Source organism: Mesorhizobium sp. M1050 (assembly GCF_040318715.1).
In the GTDB taxonomy this organism is placed as follows: Bacteria; Pseudomonadota; Alphaproteobacteria; order Rhizobiales; family Rhizobiaceae; genus Mesorhizobium.
Window position 1 is genome coordinate 62815 of sequence record NZ_JAMYMV010000027.1, and the last position, 14936, is coordinate 77750.

15 protein-coding genes are annotated in these 14936 nt (G+C 63.9%); 12 read left to right on the forward strand and 3 right to left on the reverse strand.

Annotation, left to right across the window (positions count from 1 at the left end; translation table 11 throughout):
- The first annotated feature begins 38 nt into the window (after positions 1-38).
- From NKH57_RS16720 to NKH57_RS16760, 9 genes are all read left to right on the forward strand, one after another.
- Positions 39-707, forward strand: coding sequence for a response regulator transcription factor (locus tag NKH57_RS16720; RefSeq protein WP_023761699.1), 669 nt, complete (start codon positions 39-41; stop codon positions 705-707).
- A 100-nt stretch (positions 708-807) separates the two neighbouring features.
- Positions 808-2064 carry a flagellar hook protein FlgE gene (locus tag NKH57_RS16725; protein ID WP_023761701.1) on the forward strand — a complete coding sequence of 419 codons (1257 nt, stop codon included), beginning with the start codon at positions 808-810 and terminating at the stop codon, positions 2062-2064.
- A 27-nt stretch (positions 2065-2091) separates the two neighbouring features.
- Positions 2092-3543, forward strand: coding sequence for a flagellar hook-associated protein FlgK (gene flgK / locus NKH57_RS16730; protein WP_352945564.1), 1452 nt, complete (start codon positions 2092-2094; stop codon positions 3541-3543).
- 3 nt (positions 3544-3546) lie between these two features.
- On the forward strand, positions 3547-4590 hold the full coding sequence (locus NKH57_RS16735; protein WP_352945566.1) for a flagellar hook-associated family protein: 1044 nt from the start codon (positions 3547-3549) through the stop codon (positions 4588-4590).
- Between the two features lie 31 nt (positions 4591-4621).
- Positions 4622-4969 carry a flagellar biosynthesis regulator FlaF gene (gene flaF, locus NKH57_RS16740; RefSeq protein WP_023761704.1) on the forward strand — a complete coding sequence of 116 codons (348 nt, stop codon included), beginning with the start codon at positions 4622-4624 and terminating at the stop codon, positions 4967-4969.
- Positions 4966-5409: a flagellar biosynthesis repressor FlbT gene (flbT, locus tag NKH57_RS16745; RefSeq protein WP_023761705.1), complete on the forward strand. Its 444-nt coding sequence runs from the start codon at positions 4966-4968 to the stop codon at positions 5407-5409. The genes flaF and flbT overlap by 4 nt, the downstream gene beginning before the upstream one ends.
- Positions 5409-5816 carry a flagellar hook assembly protein FlgD gene (flgD, locus tag NKH57_RS16750; RefSeq protein WP_352945568.1) on the forward strand — a complete coding sequence of 136 codons (408 nt, stop codon included), beginning with the start codon at positions 5409-5411 and terminating at the stop codon, positions 5814-5816. The genes flbT and flgD overlap by 1 nt, the downstream gene beginning before the upstream one ends.
- 24 nt (positions 5817-5840) lie before the next feature.
- Positions 5841-6107, forward strand: coding sequence for a flagellar biosynthesis protein FliQ (gene fliQ, locus NKH57_RS16755; protein ID WP_352945570.1), 267 nt, complete (start codon positions 5841-5843; stop codon positions 6105-6107).
- Between the two features lie 271 nt (positions 6108-6378).
- Entirely contained in the window at positions 6379-8022 is a 1644-nt protein-coding gene (locus NKH57_RS16760) for an MFS transporter (protein ID WP_352599705.1), read from the forward strand.
- Positions 8023-8069: 47 nt separating this feature from the next.
- Here the strand turns inward: NKH57_RS16760 and NKH57_RS16765 are convergent, their stop codons facing one another.
- A complete protein-coding gene (locus NKH57_RS16765; RefSeq protein ID WP_352945572.1) occupies positions 8070-9851 on the reverse strand; it encodes a chloride channel protein in 1782 nt (593 codons plus the stop codon).
- 112 nt (positions 9852-9963) lie between these two features.
- Complete coding sequence (locus NKH57_RS16770) at positions 9964-10263, reverse strand: putative quinol monooxygenase (RefSeq protein WP_023761710.1); 300 nt, start codon at positions 10261-10263, stop codon at positions 9964-9966.
- Positions 10264-10408: 145 nt separating this feature from the next.
- Between NKH57_RS16770 and flhA the strand changes: the two genes are divergently transcribed.
- From flhA to NKH57_RS16785, 3 genes are read left to right on the forward strand one after another with little or no spacing between them, the layout of a single operon-like run.
- Complete coding sequence (gene flhA / locus NKH57_RS16775; RefSeq protein WP_352945575.1) at positions 10409-12496, forward strand: flagellar biosynthesis protein FlhA; 2088 nt, start codon at positions 10409-10411, stop codon at positions 12494-12496.
- Complete coding sequence (gene fliR / locus NKH57_RS16780; RefSeq protein WP_352945577.1) at positions 12493-13245, forward strand: flagellar biosynthetic protein FliR; 753 nt, start codon at positions 12493-12495, stop codon at positions 13243-13245. Before flhA ends, fliR begins: the two co-directional genes overlap by 4 nt.
- A 2-nt stretch (positions 13246-13247) precedes the next feature.
- Entirely contained in the window at positions 13248-13634 is a 387-nt protein-coding gene (locus tag NKH57_RS16785; protein ID WP_352945579.1) for a hypothetical protein, read from the forward strand.
- A gap of 97 nt (positions 13635-13731) precedes the next feature.
- On the opposite strand, the gene NKH57_RS16790 is transcribed toward NKH57_RS16785, so the two are convergent.
- A partial coding sequence (locus NKH57_RS16790) for an allophanate hydrolase-related protein (protein ID WP_352945581.1) occupies positions 13732-14936 on the reverse strand: 1205 nt, incomplete at its 5' end.

The window sequence follows — 14936 nt, forward strand, 5'->3', positions numbered from 1 at the left end:
TCTTCACGGGGCAAATGATTTGATTCGGAGGCGGGCCGATGATTGTTATCGTTGACGAGCGCGAGCTCGTAACAGAGGGATACAATTCACTTTTCGATCGTGAGGGCATCGCCTGTGCAGGCTTTGCATCCGGCGAGTTTGGTGAGTGGGTGAACTCGGCTGCCGATACCGATCTTCGCTCGGTCAGGGCCTTCCTCATCGGCGACTGCCGCGATGGCTCCATCTCTCCCCGCCAGATCCGCGATCGCACCGGCGCTCCGGTCATCGCGCTCAGCGAACAGCACTCCCTGGAGAACACGCTGCGGTTGTTTGAAAGCGGCGTCGACGACGTCATTCGCAAGCCCGTCCACATCAGAGAGATACTGGCCCGCATCACCGCCATCCGCCGTCGGGCCCAGGAAGATGTCGCCTACACCGAGATCGGCGCCATGCGCATCTTCATGGACGGCCGCGACCCAGAAATCGACGGCCAGCCCCTGCCCCTGCCGCGCCGTGAGCGCCGCATCCTCGAATATCTGGCGAGCAATCGCGGGCGTCGCGTCACCAAGACCCAGGTTTTCAACGCCATCTACGGCATCTTCGACGAAGAGGTCGAGGAGAACGTGGTCGAAAGCCACATCAGCAAACTGCGCAAGAAGCTGCGCGAAAAGCTGGGCAGCGACCCGATCGATTCCAAGCGCTTTCTTGGCTACCGGCTGGTCTTCTGATGCAGCTTCGCGCCAGCCTCGCGCAAGAAAACACGCGTAGCCTCGTTGCCAGTGGCATCCACTTTGGAGCCAGCGGCATGCACATTGGGGAGACGTTTCGATGAGCCTCTACGGAATGATGCGGACCGGCGTTTCCGGCATGAACGCGCAAGCAAACCGCCTGTCGACGGTCGCCGACAACATCGCCAATTCCGATACCACCGGTTACAAGCGGTCCTCCGCAGAGTTCTCGACGCTGGTCATGCCATCTACAGGCGGCGCTTATAATTCCGGCGGCATCACCACGACGATCCGTCAGGCGGTCAGCGATCCGGGCGTGCTTCAATACACGACCTCGGTCTCGGATCTTGCTGTCAGCGGCGATGGTTTCTTTGTCGTTCAGGATCCGAGCGGCACACCTTACCTGACCCGCGCCGGCGCCTTCGTGCCCGATGGGCAGGGCAGGCTGGTCAACTCGGCCGGCTTCCAGCTGATGGCCTATAGCTACGACAACGGCGTGCCGGCAGCGACGGTCAACGGCTTCGAGGGATTGGTCCCGGTTGTCATCTCCGACCAGGGAATGACCGCGACGCCGAGCACCGACGGTAGCTATGCCGGCAACCTGCCGGCAGGCGCGACACCGGTCGCGACCGCCAACCTGCCCGCCGCCAACGCCGCGGGCGCACAATACACGTCGAAATCCTCGATGGTCGCCTATGACAATCTCGGCAACAAGAAGCTGCTCGACGTCTATTTCACCAACACCGGCACCGGCACCTGGCAGGTAGCGGTCTTCGACCAGTCGAAGGCCACTGCCGGAACCTCATTTCCCTACACAGGCGGCGCGCTCGGTTCGGCCAATCTGACCTTCGACACCACCACCGGCAAGCTCACCGGCACGCCCACCAGCGTTTCATTCACCGTGCCGAACGGCTCTGCCTTTTCGCTCGATCTGTCGGCGCTGACCCAGCTTGGCACCGGCTTCACCGTTTCCGATGCCCAGGTCAACGGCAACGCGCCGAGCACCATCGACAAGGTCCAGATCAGCAAGGACGGCACCATCTACGCCCAGTACAAGGACGGTTCCACCAAACCGCTCTACAAGATCCCGCTGGCCGACGTGCAGAGCCCGGATCAACTCACCGCACTGCCCGGCAATGTCTACTCGCAGGGCACCGAGTCGGGCGCGGTCCGTGTCGGCTTCGCCAATGAAGGCAAGCTTGGCTCCATTATCTCCGGCGCGATCGAGAACTCCAACGTCGACATCGCCGAGGAGCTGACCAACATGATCGCAGCGCAGCGCAGCTACACCGCCAATTCGAAAGTCTTCCAGACCGGCTCCGATCTGATGGACGTCCTTGTCAACCTGAAGAGATAAAACGGGCACCGCCCCGCGAAAGACCGCATGTCACTGTCTACCGCATTGAGTATCGCCCAGTCCGCGCTTATGAACACCGCGCGACAGACCAGCGTTGTCTCGCGCAACGTTGCCGACGCCTCCAATCCGGACTATTCGCGCCGCCAGGCCATCGTCACCAGCACGGCGCCGGGCGCGCGGTCGGTTGATATTCAACGCGTCACCAATGACCTCTTGTTCCGCCAGAATCTCGGCGCACTGTCGGCCTGGAGCGGCCAGAACGCGCTCTTCAGCGGCATGGATCAGCTGGGAGTTGCGGTCAACGGCGTCGACAATGCGTCCTCGCCCTCGTCCGTGATCGCCAACCTGCAGCAGGCGCTGCAGCTCTACGCCACTTCCCCGTCCAACCAGAACCTCGGAGCCAGCGTCATCGACGCCGCCAAGCAGGTTGTGCGTTCGCTGAACGAGGGCTCCAAGGCCGTCCAGGATTTCCGCACCCAGACCGATGGCCAGATCGCCACGGCGGTTGACGACCTGAACTCGCTGCTCAGCCAGTTCCAGGATGCCAACACGGCCGTCATGACCGGAACCCGCTCCGGCAACGATGTTTCCGATGCGCTCGACCAGCGCGACGCGCTTTTGAAGAAGATTTCGAACTATGTCCCGGTGTCGACTTTCTCGCGGGGCGACAATGACATGGTCATCACCACCGGTGACGGCACGACATTGTTCGAGACGATACCGCGCACGGTCAGTTTCGCGGCGTCGGCTGGCTATACCGCGGGCGCCGCCGGCAATGCAGTCTATATCGACAATGTGCCGATCTCGGCGGGAGCCGGCGGCAACACCAGCGCCAGCGGCACGCTTGCCGGCCTGCTGCAACTGCGCGACGGCGTCGCCTCGACCATGCAGAGCCAGCTCGACGAGACCGCGCGCGGCCTGATCACGGCCTTTGCCGAAACGGCGCCATCGCAACCTAACAAAACCGGCCTGTTTACATGGTCGGGCGCGCCGGTCGTGCCGGCAGGGGGCACGCTGGTCAACGGGCTTGCCGCATCCATCAGCGTCAATGCGGCGATGGACCCGAGCAGCGGCGGCAATCCGACGCGGCTGCGCGACGGCGGTGCCAACGGTGCGGCCTATGTCGCCAACACCGGCGGCGCATCCTATTCCACCCTGCTGATTGCCTATGGCGATCGGCTCGACCAGCCGATGGCCTTCGATCCCGCCGCCGGGGTTTCGGCTACGTCCAGCGTTTCCGACTACGCGGCCAACTCGATCGGCTGGTTCGAGGGCGTGCGCCAGCAGGCATCGACCGCTTCCGACGCCAAGGAAGCACTGGCCTCGCGCAGCGCCGAGGCGCTGTCCAACGCAACCGGCGTCAATGTCGACCAGGAAATGTCGCTGCTCCTCGACCTCGAGCACACCTATCAGGCGTCGGCCCGGATGATGAAAACCGTCGACGACATGATGGCGGCCTTGCTCAACGCGGTGGGATAATCCATGACTTCTGTCTCGTCAGCCGCCATATCGAACGCCATGCGCTCCCAGCAGATGCGCATGCAGGCCGATCTCGTCAAAGCTACGAAAGAATCCTCGAGTGGCAAGGTCGCCGATGTCGGTCTAGCTCTCGGAGGGCGCACTGCCCAGTCCGTCACCTTCCAGCGCGATCTTGACCGGCTCAATGTCATCATCGACTCCAACGGCCTGGTCGGCGCCCGGCTTTCCTCGACGCAGACCTCGCTTGGCCAGCTTTCCGGCGCCGCTCAGACATTCCTGTCTGCCCTGACCACCGCCTCATCAAGCGATTCTTCCAACAGTCTCACCCGGGATTCCGGCAAAGCGACCATCCAGCAGCTGACCTCGATCCTCAACACCAGCGTCAACGGCGAGTACCTGTTCGCCGGCACCAACACCGACGTCAAGCCGATCAACGACTTCAGCGCCGCCGGCTCGCCGGCAAAGGCGGCATTCGATGCTTCCTTCGTCAGCAATTTCGGTTTCACCCCGGATGACCCGGCAGCCGCCAACATCACTGCCGCGCAGATGGACGATTTCATCACCAACGACGTCGTACCGCAGTTCATGGGTCCGGGATGGCAAGGCAACTGGTCGAACGCCACCGACCAGCAGATCGTCAGCCGCATCGCGCTCAACGAAACCACACCGACCTCGACCAGTGCCAACAGCGACGGCATCCAGAAGCTCGCCATGGCGGCAACCATGGTTGCCAGCCTGATGTCCAGCAACATCAGCCAGGCTGCGAAGAACACGGTCGTCAGCCGCTCCACGTTGCTGGTCGGCGAAGCGCTGAGCGGCATTGCCCAGGTTCAGTCCGAGACCGGCATCGTCCAGAAGCGGCTGTCCGACGCAAACGACCGTATGAAAACTCAGACCGATCTGTTCGAACGGCATATTGTCGATCTGGTTGGCGTCGATCCAGCCGAAGCCGCGACCCGCGTCGCCGACCTGACGCAGCACATCGAAACGTCCTTCGCGCTGACCGCACGCCTGCAGCAGCTCAGCCTGCTGAATTACCTGACCTGACAACGCTTAACGGAACGGTAGAGCCCCAACGATGTACCAATTCTCCTACGCCGACATCCAGAGCACCTCCGTAGCCGATGCGAAGGACCGCGAGCGGGAACTCCTGACCCGCTCGATCGACATGCTGGCGGCAGCGGCCGCGGCCGGCCACAGCTCGATGGAGGCGATCGAGGCACTCAATTTCACCAACCGTGTCTGGACCGCCTTCGTCGAGGACCTCGGCTCCAGCGACAACGCCCTGCCCAAGGAACTGCGCGCCAACCTCATTTCCATCGGTCTGTGGCTGCTGCGCGAGGCGGAGGACATTCGCCAGGGCCGCACCAACAATTTCGAAGGGCTGATCGAAGTGTCCCAGATCATCAGGGACGGCATTCAATGACCAACACACTGAAGATATCGCTCAAGCCGAATGAAAAGATCTACATTAACGGCGCCGTCATCCGTGTCGACCGCAAGGTCACCGTCGAATTGATGAACGACGTGCAGTTCCTGCTCGAAAGCCACGTGATCCAGGCCGAAGATGCCTCGACGCCGCTCAAGCAGCTGTATTTCATCCTGCAGGTCATGCTGATGAACCCGGCCGGCGCGGCGGCCGCGCGCGACATGTTCCGCCGCTCGCTGCCGTTGCTGCTTGTAAGCTTCGAAGACACCCAGATCTGCGGCGCGCTGAAACAGATCGACCGCATGGTCGGCGAGGATTATATTTACGAGGCGCTGAAAGCAATTCGCGCGCTCTATCCGCTTGAACGCCGCGCGCTGGGCGGCAACGACGACGTTCCGGGTGCCGAGCGCCCGCTGGCTGTGGGAGCACGATACTGATGAACGTGGACATGACGACGAAAATACCGACCGGCGCCAACCAAGCCACCGCGTCGACGTCGAAGGCAGCGGTCGACTATCAGTCCTTCCTGAAGCTTCTGATCGCCGAGATGAAGAACCAGGATCCGACCAAGCCGATGGACTCGACGCAGTACGTCGCCCAGCTCGCCACGTTCTCGCAGGTCGAGCAATCGGTGCAAAGCAACACCAAGCTCGACCAGATCATGCAGTCCTCGGCGCTGTCGCAGGCCGACGCGCTGATCGGGCGATCGATAACCTCCGCCGATGGCAACACGACAGGCACGGTGGCGTCGGTGCGCCTCGCCAGCGGCGGCCTCATCGCGGTGCTGCAGAACGGCACCGAAGTCGCGGTCGGGCCGGGAGTCTCGGTCAAGGCAGCGAGCTGACGCTTTAGACAGAGAGCCAGTCCCATGAACGAGGCCGACGCTCTCGATATCGTCCAGTACGCGGTGTGGACGGTGCTCACCGCGTCCGCCCCGGTGGTGCTTGTCGCCATGGTGGTCGGCATCGGCATCGCCCTCATCCAGGCGCTGACGCAGGTCCAGGAAATCACCTTGACCTTCGTGCCGAAGATCGTCGCCATCATGCTGGTGATGGCGCTGACCGGCCCTTTCATCGGCAGCCAGATATCAGCCTTCACTAACGTCATCTTCGAGCGCATCCAGAACGGCTTCTGAGCAGCAGCTATCCGACCGTGTTGGAACGAGTGCCAAAGCTTGCAGGCGGCTGGGGCAAGTTGCTGTTTTGCATTCGGGCAGGTCGCTTGCAGACCCGATGCATCTCCTCAGGTCTGGCGGCAGATAGGGCGTGGACCTCCTCTATCCCATTGTTGGACCATGGGCTTTTTCGAAAGACATTCGCCCTTTGCGGCGCCATGCCCTACTTTCGGCAAACGGCCTGAGCAAACGGATCGTCTGACGAATCGGCACGACATGGCAGGAACCACCGATGATTGACGAAAAGCCGGACAGCGAGAGCGTCTCGGCACTGGCGCCCTTCCGGCACGGCATTTTCCGCGCCGTCTGGGGTGCAAGTCTCGTCTCCAATTTCGGCGGCCTGATCCAGGGCGTCGGCGCCGCCTGGATGATGACCACGATTGCCACCTCCCCCTATCAGGTGGCCCTGGTCCAGGCTTCGACCACCTTGCCGATCATGCTGTTTGCGCTCGTCGCCGGCGCCATTGCCGACAGTTTCGACCGGCGCAAGGTGATGCTGATCGCCCAGACCTTCATGCTGGTGGTCTCGGTGTTCCTGACCCTGTTCACCTATTCCGGCCTGATCACGCCGTGGACGCTGCTTGCCTTTACTTTCCTGATCGACAGCGGCACCGCGCTCAACAGCCCGTCATGGCAGGCCTCCGTCGGCGACATCGTGCCCCGTAACAAGGTGCCGGCCGCCGTCGCGCTCAATTCGATGGGCTTCAATCTTACCCGCAGCGTCGGCCCGGCGATCGGCGGCATCATCGTCGCCGCTGCCGGCGCGGCGGCCGCGTTTGCGGCAAACGCGGTGAGCTATATCGGCCTGATCGTCGTCCTGGCGCGCTGGAAGCCGGACGTGCCGGTATCGACCTTGCCGCGCGAGTCGCTGGGTGCCGCCATGGGCGCCGGCCTGCGCTATGTCGCCATGTCGCCCAACATCGGCAAGGTGCTGGTCAGGGGCGCTGCTTTCGGCTTCAGCGCCGGCGCCGTGCTGGCACTGCTGCCGCTGGTGGCGCGCGATGTCGTCAACGGCGACGCCCTGACCTACGGCATCATGCTTGGCGCTTTCGGCATCGGCGCAGTCGGCGGCGCCTTGATCAGCGTCAGGCTGCGGCAATTGCTGTCCAGCGAGACGATGGTGCGCTGTGCTTTCGCCGGCTTCGCCGTCTGCGCCTTCAATGCCGCCTTCAGCCATCATGCCTGGCAGACCTCACTCGGCCTGCTCGTCGGTGGTGCTTGCTGGGTGATCGCGCTGTCGCATTTCAATGTCACGGTGCAGATGGCCACCCCGCGCTGGGTGGTCGGCCGGGTGCTGTCGGTCTATCAGACCGCGACCTTCGGCGGCATCGCGCTCGGCAGCTGGATCTGGGGCGTCGTTGCCGATGCCCATGGCGCCGAAACCGCGCTGATCGCGGCCAGCATCGCCATGCTGGCCGGCGGCGCCATCGGTCTGCTCTTGCCGCTGCCACAACAGCAGGTGCTTAACCTCGATCCACTCAACCGCTTCAGGGAACCGCACCTGGCGCTTGACCTCAAGCCGCGCAGCGGGCCGATCGCCATCATGATCGAATACGTCATCCGCGAAAAGGACGTACCTGAGTTCCTCGCCATCATGGCCGAACGTCGCCGTGTCCGCCGCCGTGACGGCGCCCGCAACTGGACGCTGGCGCGCGACCTCGAAAATCCGGCGATCTGGATCGAGCACTATCATACGCCGACCTGGATCGAATATGTGCGCCACAATGGACGCATCACCCATGCCGACGCCGTCATCGGCGAGCGCGTGCGGGCGCTGCACAGCGGCGACGAGCCGCCGCGCGTGCGGCGCATGATCGAGCGCCCGACGACCGCCGGCACCGCTCTCGTGATGGCCAAGGGGCCGATCGAGCATTAGGCTTGGCAACCGCGCCGGCTCTCGTAAGGATTTTGCCCTGGGTTACGCTAACCCTCGCCCGACAGGTCCCGGCGCGCCTTGTCGAGTTCCTCGGCGTAGCGCCGCATCAAATGGCCTTCGGTCAACAGCCCCAGCACGATATGGTCGGTGAAATCCTCGACCACGGCGAGTTCTTCGGCGCCAGCGCGCTGGAAGGTCTCGGCGGCGGCCTGCACGTTCATGCTGGGCACCAGCACCGCGTCCTTGTACTTGGCAAGATCGCGCACCGCGACCTCGCCGTCGGATAGATCGCTGTGCAGTTCGGCCACGATCAGCACGCCGACATAGTGGTCGCCCGCATCGACGGCGATGACGCGCTGGGCCGAGCCGAGCGGCACTTGCCTGCGGAAGGCTGCCAGCGTGGTCGAGGCAGAGATGGTCTTGATATCCTTGCGCATCATCGAGCCGACGGTGAGGCTGCGCATCCAGCCAACGTCGTGGGCGCTGCGGATGGTCTCGCCGCGCAGGTGGAAGCGCCACGTCGAGAACGAGTAGCCGAAGGTTTCCCGAACCAGGATCGCCGACATGAGCGAGGCCGCCAGCACGACGCCGGTCAGCGTCAGGTCGCGGGTCGATTCCAGCGCCAGGAAGGTCATCGTCAGCGGTCCGCCGACGACGCCGACGGCGAGCGACGTCATGCCGACGACGGCGGCGACGGCAGGGTCGATGCCGGTTGCCGGGGAGACGACGACCATCACATCCGCAAACGCCTTGCCGAGCAGCGCGCCGAGGAACAACGAGGCAAAGAACAATCCGCCGCGAAAGCCCGATCCCAGCGAGATCGCCGATGCCGCCAGCTTGAGCACGAAGACGCTGGCCACCACGGCCAGTCCGTAATTCATCGAGAATTCGCGATGCAGCGCGCCATGGCCGCTGGACAGGACCTGCGGCGTGATCAACCCCAACAAGCCGACGACGACGCCGCCGATGACGGGGCGCAGCGACGCATCGATCGACAAATTGGCAAAACCGCGCTCGATCAGCGTCACCAGATGCATGATGGCGATCGCCACGGCCCCGCCCAGCAGACCAAGCAGCAGGAACGGCAGGTACTGGCTGGCGGTGAGCGACGGCAGGCCCGAAAGCTCAAGCGGAAACGGCGCTCCGCCGAACATTTCGGCGGTCAGCGAGGCTGAGATCGCCGCTGTCATGACAGGCGCGACATTGGCGACCGAATAGATGCCGATAATCAGTTCGAAGCCATAAAAGGCGCCGGTCAGCGGCGCATCGAAGGCGGCCGCTATGGCACCGGCCGCACCACAGCCAACCAGGATGCGGACATCGTTGCGGCGCAGCCTGAAGAAGTGCGCCAGCCGTGACGCCAGGCCGGACCCGACCTGCGTGTAGCCGGCTTCCAGCCCGACCGAGGCGCCAAAACCGCTGGAGATCATCGTCTGGCCGGCGATGATGAAGGTGTCGGTCAGCGACATGCGTCCGCCATAGAGCGCGTTGGCTTCGATCGGGTCGATCGGGGCGCGGAATTTCCGGATTCTGAGCCAGATCACCGTTAGGCCGAGCAGGATGCCGCCGATCGCCGGTACCAGCGCCTGCGCCGGATTGGTGAGCGAGAACATGCCTGAAAGCCGACCACCGGGCTGGACGCCGAACAACAGCCCGTGCAGGTCCTGCACGATCTGGCTCATCGCCGTGACCAGTAGGCCCGCCATCACGCCGACGGCGCCGGCCAGGATGACCACCGCTATGCCGCGCGCCTCGAGCAGCGGCACCGATCGGATCAGCACCGCGCGCAGCCGGCGGGCGTAGACTTCGCTGTGGTTTCTGGAAAGCACCGGGGCGGCTCGCCGACATCACAAAAGGCAGTGGAAAGGCCGCCTGATACGCCCGGCGACAAGGCATGGCAACCACAATGGCGACAGACGAGGCGCCATTGTGGCAAACCGATCAGGTCGGCGTGGGCTCGCCGGCTTCATAGAGCACGAGGTTGCGCTCGCCGATGCCAAGTGCCGGCCAGCTGGCACGCCAGTCCGCAAGGTGCGGCGAGGCGAAATGCGCGTCCAGCGCCGCCCGGTCGCTCCAGGCTTCCGCGACCCGGATGAGCCCGGCATCGAGCACATCCCGCGCGTAGGAATATTGGACACAGCCGGCCTCGGCACGGCTGGCCAAAACCATGCGCTCCATGGCGGGTTTGGCTTCCTCCAATTTGTTTGGCGGCAAGCGGATGGTGCCGATGATCAGAAGCATGGGTTTTCCCTTCTTTGCCAAGCCGGCCCGCACGCCACCCGCGCATGCTCGTTCGAACTAGCCAGTCTCCCACCCTCGCGCAAGCTTGGCGGGCTACCTTCACCAGGCTGTCGCGCGCTCGGCAGTCTATGGTTTTGGGGACGACATGGCGATCAGCGAAAGCATCCAGCCCGGCGCGGTAGCCAAGAACGGCCGCGACGTCTTCTTCGCCATCGGCATCGTCATCATCCTGGCCGTGCTGTTCCTGCCGATCCCGGCCTTTCTCATCGACATCGGCCTCGCTTTCTCGATCGCGCTTTCGGTACTGATCCTGATGGTGGCGCTGTGGATCCAGCGGCCGCTCGATTTCTCGTCATTCCCGACCGTGCTGCTCATCGCCACCATGCTCAGGCTATCGCTCAACATCGCCACCACGCGCATGATCCTGTCGCACGGCAATGAGGGCACGCACGCGGCCGGCTATGTCATCGCCGGTTTCTCCAAGCTGGTGATGGCCAGCGACTTCGTCATCGGCCTCATCGTCTTCATGATCCTGATCGTGGTGAACTTCATCGTCATCACCAAGGGTGCCACCCGTATCGCCGAAGTCGGCGCCCGCTTCACCCTCGATGCCATTCCCGGCAAGCAGATGTCGATCGATGCCGATCTCTCCGCCGGCATGATCGACGACAAGACGGCGCAGCTACGCCGCCGCGAGCTGGAAGAGGAATCCTCCTTCTTCGGCTCGATGGACGGCGCCTCGAAATTCGTCCGCGGCGATGCCATCGCCGGCCTCATCATCACCGCCATCAATATCGTCGGCGGCATTGCCATAGGCTACATCAGGCACGGCATGGGCATGGGCGAAGCCGCCGACGTGTTCATCAAGCTGTCTGTCGGCGACGGCCTCGTAACCCAGATCCCGGCGCTCATCGTCTCGCTCGCCGCCGGCCTGCTCGTCTCCAAGGGCGGCACCCGCGGCTCGACCAACCAGGCGGTGTTCGGCCAGCTCGGCGCCCATCCGCGCGCCCTCTACGTCGCCGCATCGCTGCTGGTGCTGCTCGGTCTGATGCCTGGCCTGCCGGTGTTCCCGTTCTTTGCGCTCGCCGCCGGCATGGCCGGCCTCGGCTACGTCATCCCGATGCGCCACAACCGCGCCCTCGCCGAAGCTGAAGCGATCAAGGACCAGGAGAAGGCGACCAAGGTCGAGGAGGAGAAGAACTCGGTCAAGGCCTCGCTCGCCACTGCCGAGATCGAGCTGCTGATCGGCAAGCAGCTGTCGACGAGGCTGCTGACGTCGCATCAGGAACTGGTTTTCCGCATGGCCAAGATGCGCAAGAAATTCGCCACCCAATACGGCTTTGTCGTGCCGGAGGTGCGCGTCGCCGACGATTTCGCCATCCCGCCGAAGAGCTATCAGATCAAGGTGCACGGCACCGTGGTGGCCGAATACCAGATGCGTGTCGGCGAGATCATGGTGCTGCTCGGCAGCCGCGACATGCCCGAAATACCTGGCGAGGAAATTCGCGAGCCGGCCTTCGGCATGCGGGCCTACTCCGTGCTCGAAACCTTCTCTGAAGACCTTAAACGCGAGAACTACACCTTCGCCGACAACATGTCGGTGCTGCTCACCCATCTCTCCGAGGTCATCCGCAACAACCTGCCGCAGCTTCTGTCCTACAAGGACATGAAGGCGCTGCTCGAACGGCAGGACCAGGAATACCGCAAGCTCGCCGACGAGATCTGCACCACGCACATCTCCTATCCAGGCCTGCAGGCGGTGCTGAAGCTGCTGCTCGCCGAGCGTGTCTCGATCCGCAACCTGCATCTGATCATCGAGGCGATCGCCGAGATCGCACCGCATGTGCGCCGCACCGAGCAGATCGTCGAACATGTCCGCATCCGCATGGCCCAGCAGATCTGTGGCGACCTCTCCGAGGGCGGCGTTTTGAAGGTGCTGCGCCTCGGCAACCGCTGGGACCTCGCCTTCCACCAGAGCCTCAAGCGCGACGCCAAGGGCGAGGTGCGCGAATTCGACATCGACCCGCGCCAACTCGAGGAGTTCGGCCAGGACGCGACCAAGGCGATCAAGAAATATCTGGAAGCCGGCGAACGTTTCGTGCTGGTCACCGCGCCCGACGCCCGTCCCTATGTGCGCATGATCATCGAGCGGCTATTCACCACTCTGCCGGTGCTCAGCCATGTCGAAATCGCCAAGGGCGTCGAGATCAGGGTGCTCGGAACCATATCGTGACCGTGCTCTCGCAAGGCGTCGTCATCGCGGCGTTCCTCGCCTTCTGCCGTATCGGCGCCTGCTTCATGCTGATGCCGGGCCTGTCCAGCGCCCGCATTCCGGTCCAGGTGAGGCTGTTCGTGGCGGTCGCCGCCACCGGCGGCCTGCTCGCTTTCCTCTGGGACAAGATCTTTCCCTTCGTCGACCCGCGCCCGCAAATCCTGGTGCCGATGATCATCTCGGAACTGCTGGTCGGCGGCCTGATCGGCGCGATGACCAGGCTTTACATGGAAGCCCTGCGCTTCATGGGCTCGGCCATCGCCATGCTGATCGGTTATGGCGGCACCGGCGGACCGGCGATCGAGGAGCCCGAACCCCAGGCGGCGCTTGCCGCCATCATCTCTTTTTCGGCGCTGCTGATGCTGTTCGTCTTCGATTTCGACCACGAGATCGTGCGCGCGCTGGTATCTTCCTACACGGTCGCGCCGGTCAACATCTTCTTCAACCCGCAGGCCGCACTGGTCGATGTCACCGACACGGTCTCGGACACCTTCTTCCTGGTCATCCGCCTCGGCAGCCCGTTCGTCGCCTATGCCATTCTCGTCAATCTGACGATCGGCTTCGTCAACAAGCTGACCCCGCAGATCCCGATCTATTTCATCTCCCAGCCGTTCATCATCGCCGGCGGCATGATCGTCTTCTACTTCGCCATCGGCACAATGCTGTCGCTGTTCGTCGATGGTTTTGTCGACCTGACGCTGGCGAGATGACCATGACCACGCGCAAGGACCGTCTCAGGAAACTGGTCAAGGTGCAGGAGCAGTTGAAGGCGCTGCACGAAACCCGTCACGCCACCTTCATCGCCGCGGCCAGTAATGCCGAGGCCGAAGCCCGCGATCTGGTCGGGCATTTCGACCAGGCCGATTCCCTCTCCGGCCTGTTTCCCGATCTCTATCACCGTCGCATCGCCCAAGCCGTCGTCCGCCAGGAGGCGAACCTGACAAGCGCCAAGCAAGAAGCCAGCCTCATCGCCGCCGCAACCGCGCGCACCAACATGGTCGAACGCGCCTACAAGGAGGTGCGCAACCGCGACGAGCGTGAACGCTCCGACCGCGAGCGGCTGGACCTGATTGCGCAGAAGCGGGGACATGAGAAGTAGTTGGCATCCGCTACCCGCTTGCGCAAACCAACGAAGCCGAGCCCGAATTTAGGGTTCATTCGAAGTGACGGGCCTTTTGGACCAGAGGTCAGTTTGATCAGCCATATTTTTGGTCGCGGTTGGTAAAATTGCGCCAACCACCATAGGCGGAGATATCGGACGCGTCCGCTAGGCCGGCGGTTTCTACGAGAAACCCCTTGGCCGCGCTGCCATCCTCGAGTTCGATCGTTCCTACACCGAGCGGTGCCGGAATGGCGGCGACGAAACGGCCGAAGGCCTCCGGTCCAAGCCGCCAGACCTCGACATCGATCGGCGTGCCGCCATCTGCAACGCGGATCAGGCCGGGTTTCGGCACCGACTGCCCGGCCAGCGCATAGAGCTTGTAGGCGGCGGCGGTTCTGGTGGCGCGCAAGAACTGCGCGCAGAGCTGGTTGAGCTGGCCATTGAGTGGCATGCCCGACAGATGCGCGCCGACCACCACCAGATCGATCATGCCGTCGCAGGGCGGCGCGGCGGCCGACGGCGGGCCGGGCTGGGGCCAGCCCGTTGCACCGAGCGAGGCGCCGCTCGCCGCATGCAGGTCGCGGGCGAGCGCCGCTGTCAGCGCATCGCGGCCGGCCGGCGCCAGCAAGGTCACGCTCATCGGCAGCCCATCGTCGCGCGTGCCCGTCGGAACGGCGATGCCGCACATATCGAGCAGGTTGACGAAATTGGTGTAGGTGCCGAGGCGGCTGTTGGTCTCGATCGGATCGGCAAGCACAGCGGCGGTTGTGTAATGCGTCGGCGCGGTCGGCACGCAAAACAGGTCGACCGAGGCGATGACGGGAGCAAGCTTTGCCCTGTAGGCCTGCAAGGCATAGAGGCCGCGGAAAGCGTCCGCCGCCGTAAGCTTGCGCGCGCCGCCGATGATCTTGCGCGTCACCGGATGCAGGGCCGCTTCGTTGGCCTCCATGAAATCGCGGATCGCCGCATAGCGCTCGGCCACCCAGGCGCCCTCGTAGAGAAGGTTGGCGGTGGCGTAAAAATCGCCGAAGGGGATTTCCACCAGCCGGCAGCCGAGCCGCGACAGCGTGGCAAGCGAGGCCTCGAAGCCGGCTTGCATCGCCGCATCGCCGAAGAATTTCAGGTCGGGCTTTGCCGGGATGCCGACGCTCAGCACGGGCGGGCGTACGGCGAGAGGCTGGACAGCGATGTCGCGCGAATATGCATCGGCGGCGGCGCGCGCCGCCCCCCCCCCCCACCCCCCCCCCGCGACGGCGCCCCGCGGTGCGAACAACCCCCCCCCCACGCGCCGGGGGGGTG

Coding starts and splice junctions, on each gene's coding strand:
- NKH57_RS16720 (WP_023761699.1), top strand. CDS start 39: ATGATTGTTATCGTTGACGAGCGCGAGCTCGTAACAGAGGGATACAAT.
- NKH57_RS16725 (WP_023761701.1), top strand. CDS start 808: ATGAGCCTCTACGGAATGATGCGGACCGGCGTTTCCGGCATGAACGCG.
- flgK (WP_352945564.1), top strand. CDS start 2,092: ATGTCACTGTCTACCGCATTGAGTATCGCCCAGTCCGCGCTTATGAAC.
- NKH57_RS16735 (WP_352945566.1), top strand. CDS start 3,547: ATGACTTCTGTCTCGTCAGCCGCCATATCGAACGCCATGCGCTCCCAG.
- flaF (WP_023761704.1), top strand. CDS start 4,622: ATGTACCAATTCTCCTACGCCGACATCCAGAGCACCTCCGTAGCCGAT.
- flbT (WP_023761705.1), top strand. CDS start 4,966: ATGACCAACACACTGAAGATATCGCTCAAGCCGAATGAAAAGATCTAC.
- flgD (WP_352945568.1), top strand. CDS start 5,409: ATGAACGTGGACATGACGACGAAAATACCGACCGGCGCCAACCAAGCC.
- fliQ (WP_352945570.1), top strand. CDS start 5,841: ATGAACGAGGCCGACGCTCTCGATATCGTCCAGTACGCGGTGTGGACG.
- NKH57_RS16760 (WP_352599705.1), top strand. CDS start 6,379: ATGATTGACGAAAAGCCGGACAGCGAGAGCGTCTCGGCACTGGCGCCC.
- NKH57_RS16770 (WP_023761710.1), bottom strand. CDS start 10,263: ATGCTTCTGATCATCGGCACCATCCGCTTGCCGCCAAACAAATTGGAG.
- flhA (WP_352945575.1), top strand. CDS start 10,409: ATGGCGATCAGCGAAAGCATCCAGCCCGGCGCGGTAGCCAAGAACGGC.
- NKH57_RS16785 (WP_352945579.1), top strand. CDS start 13,248: ATGACCACGCGCAAGGACCGTCTCAGGAAACTGGTCAAGGTGCAGGAG.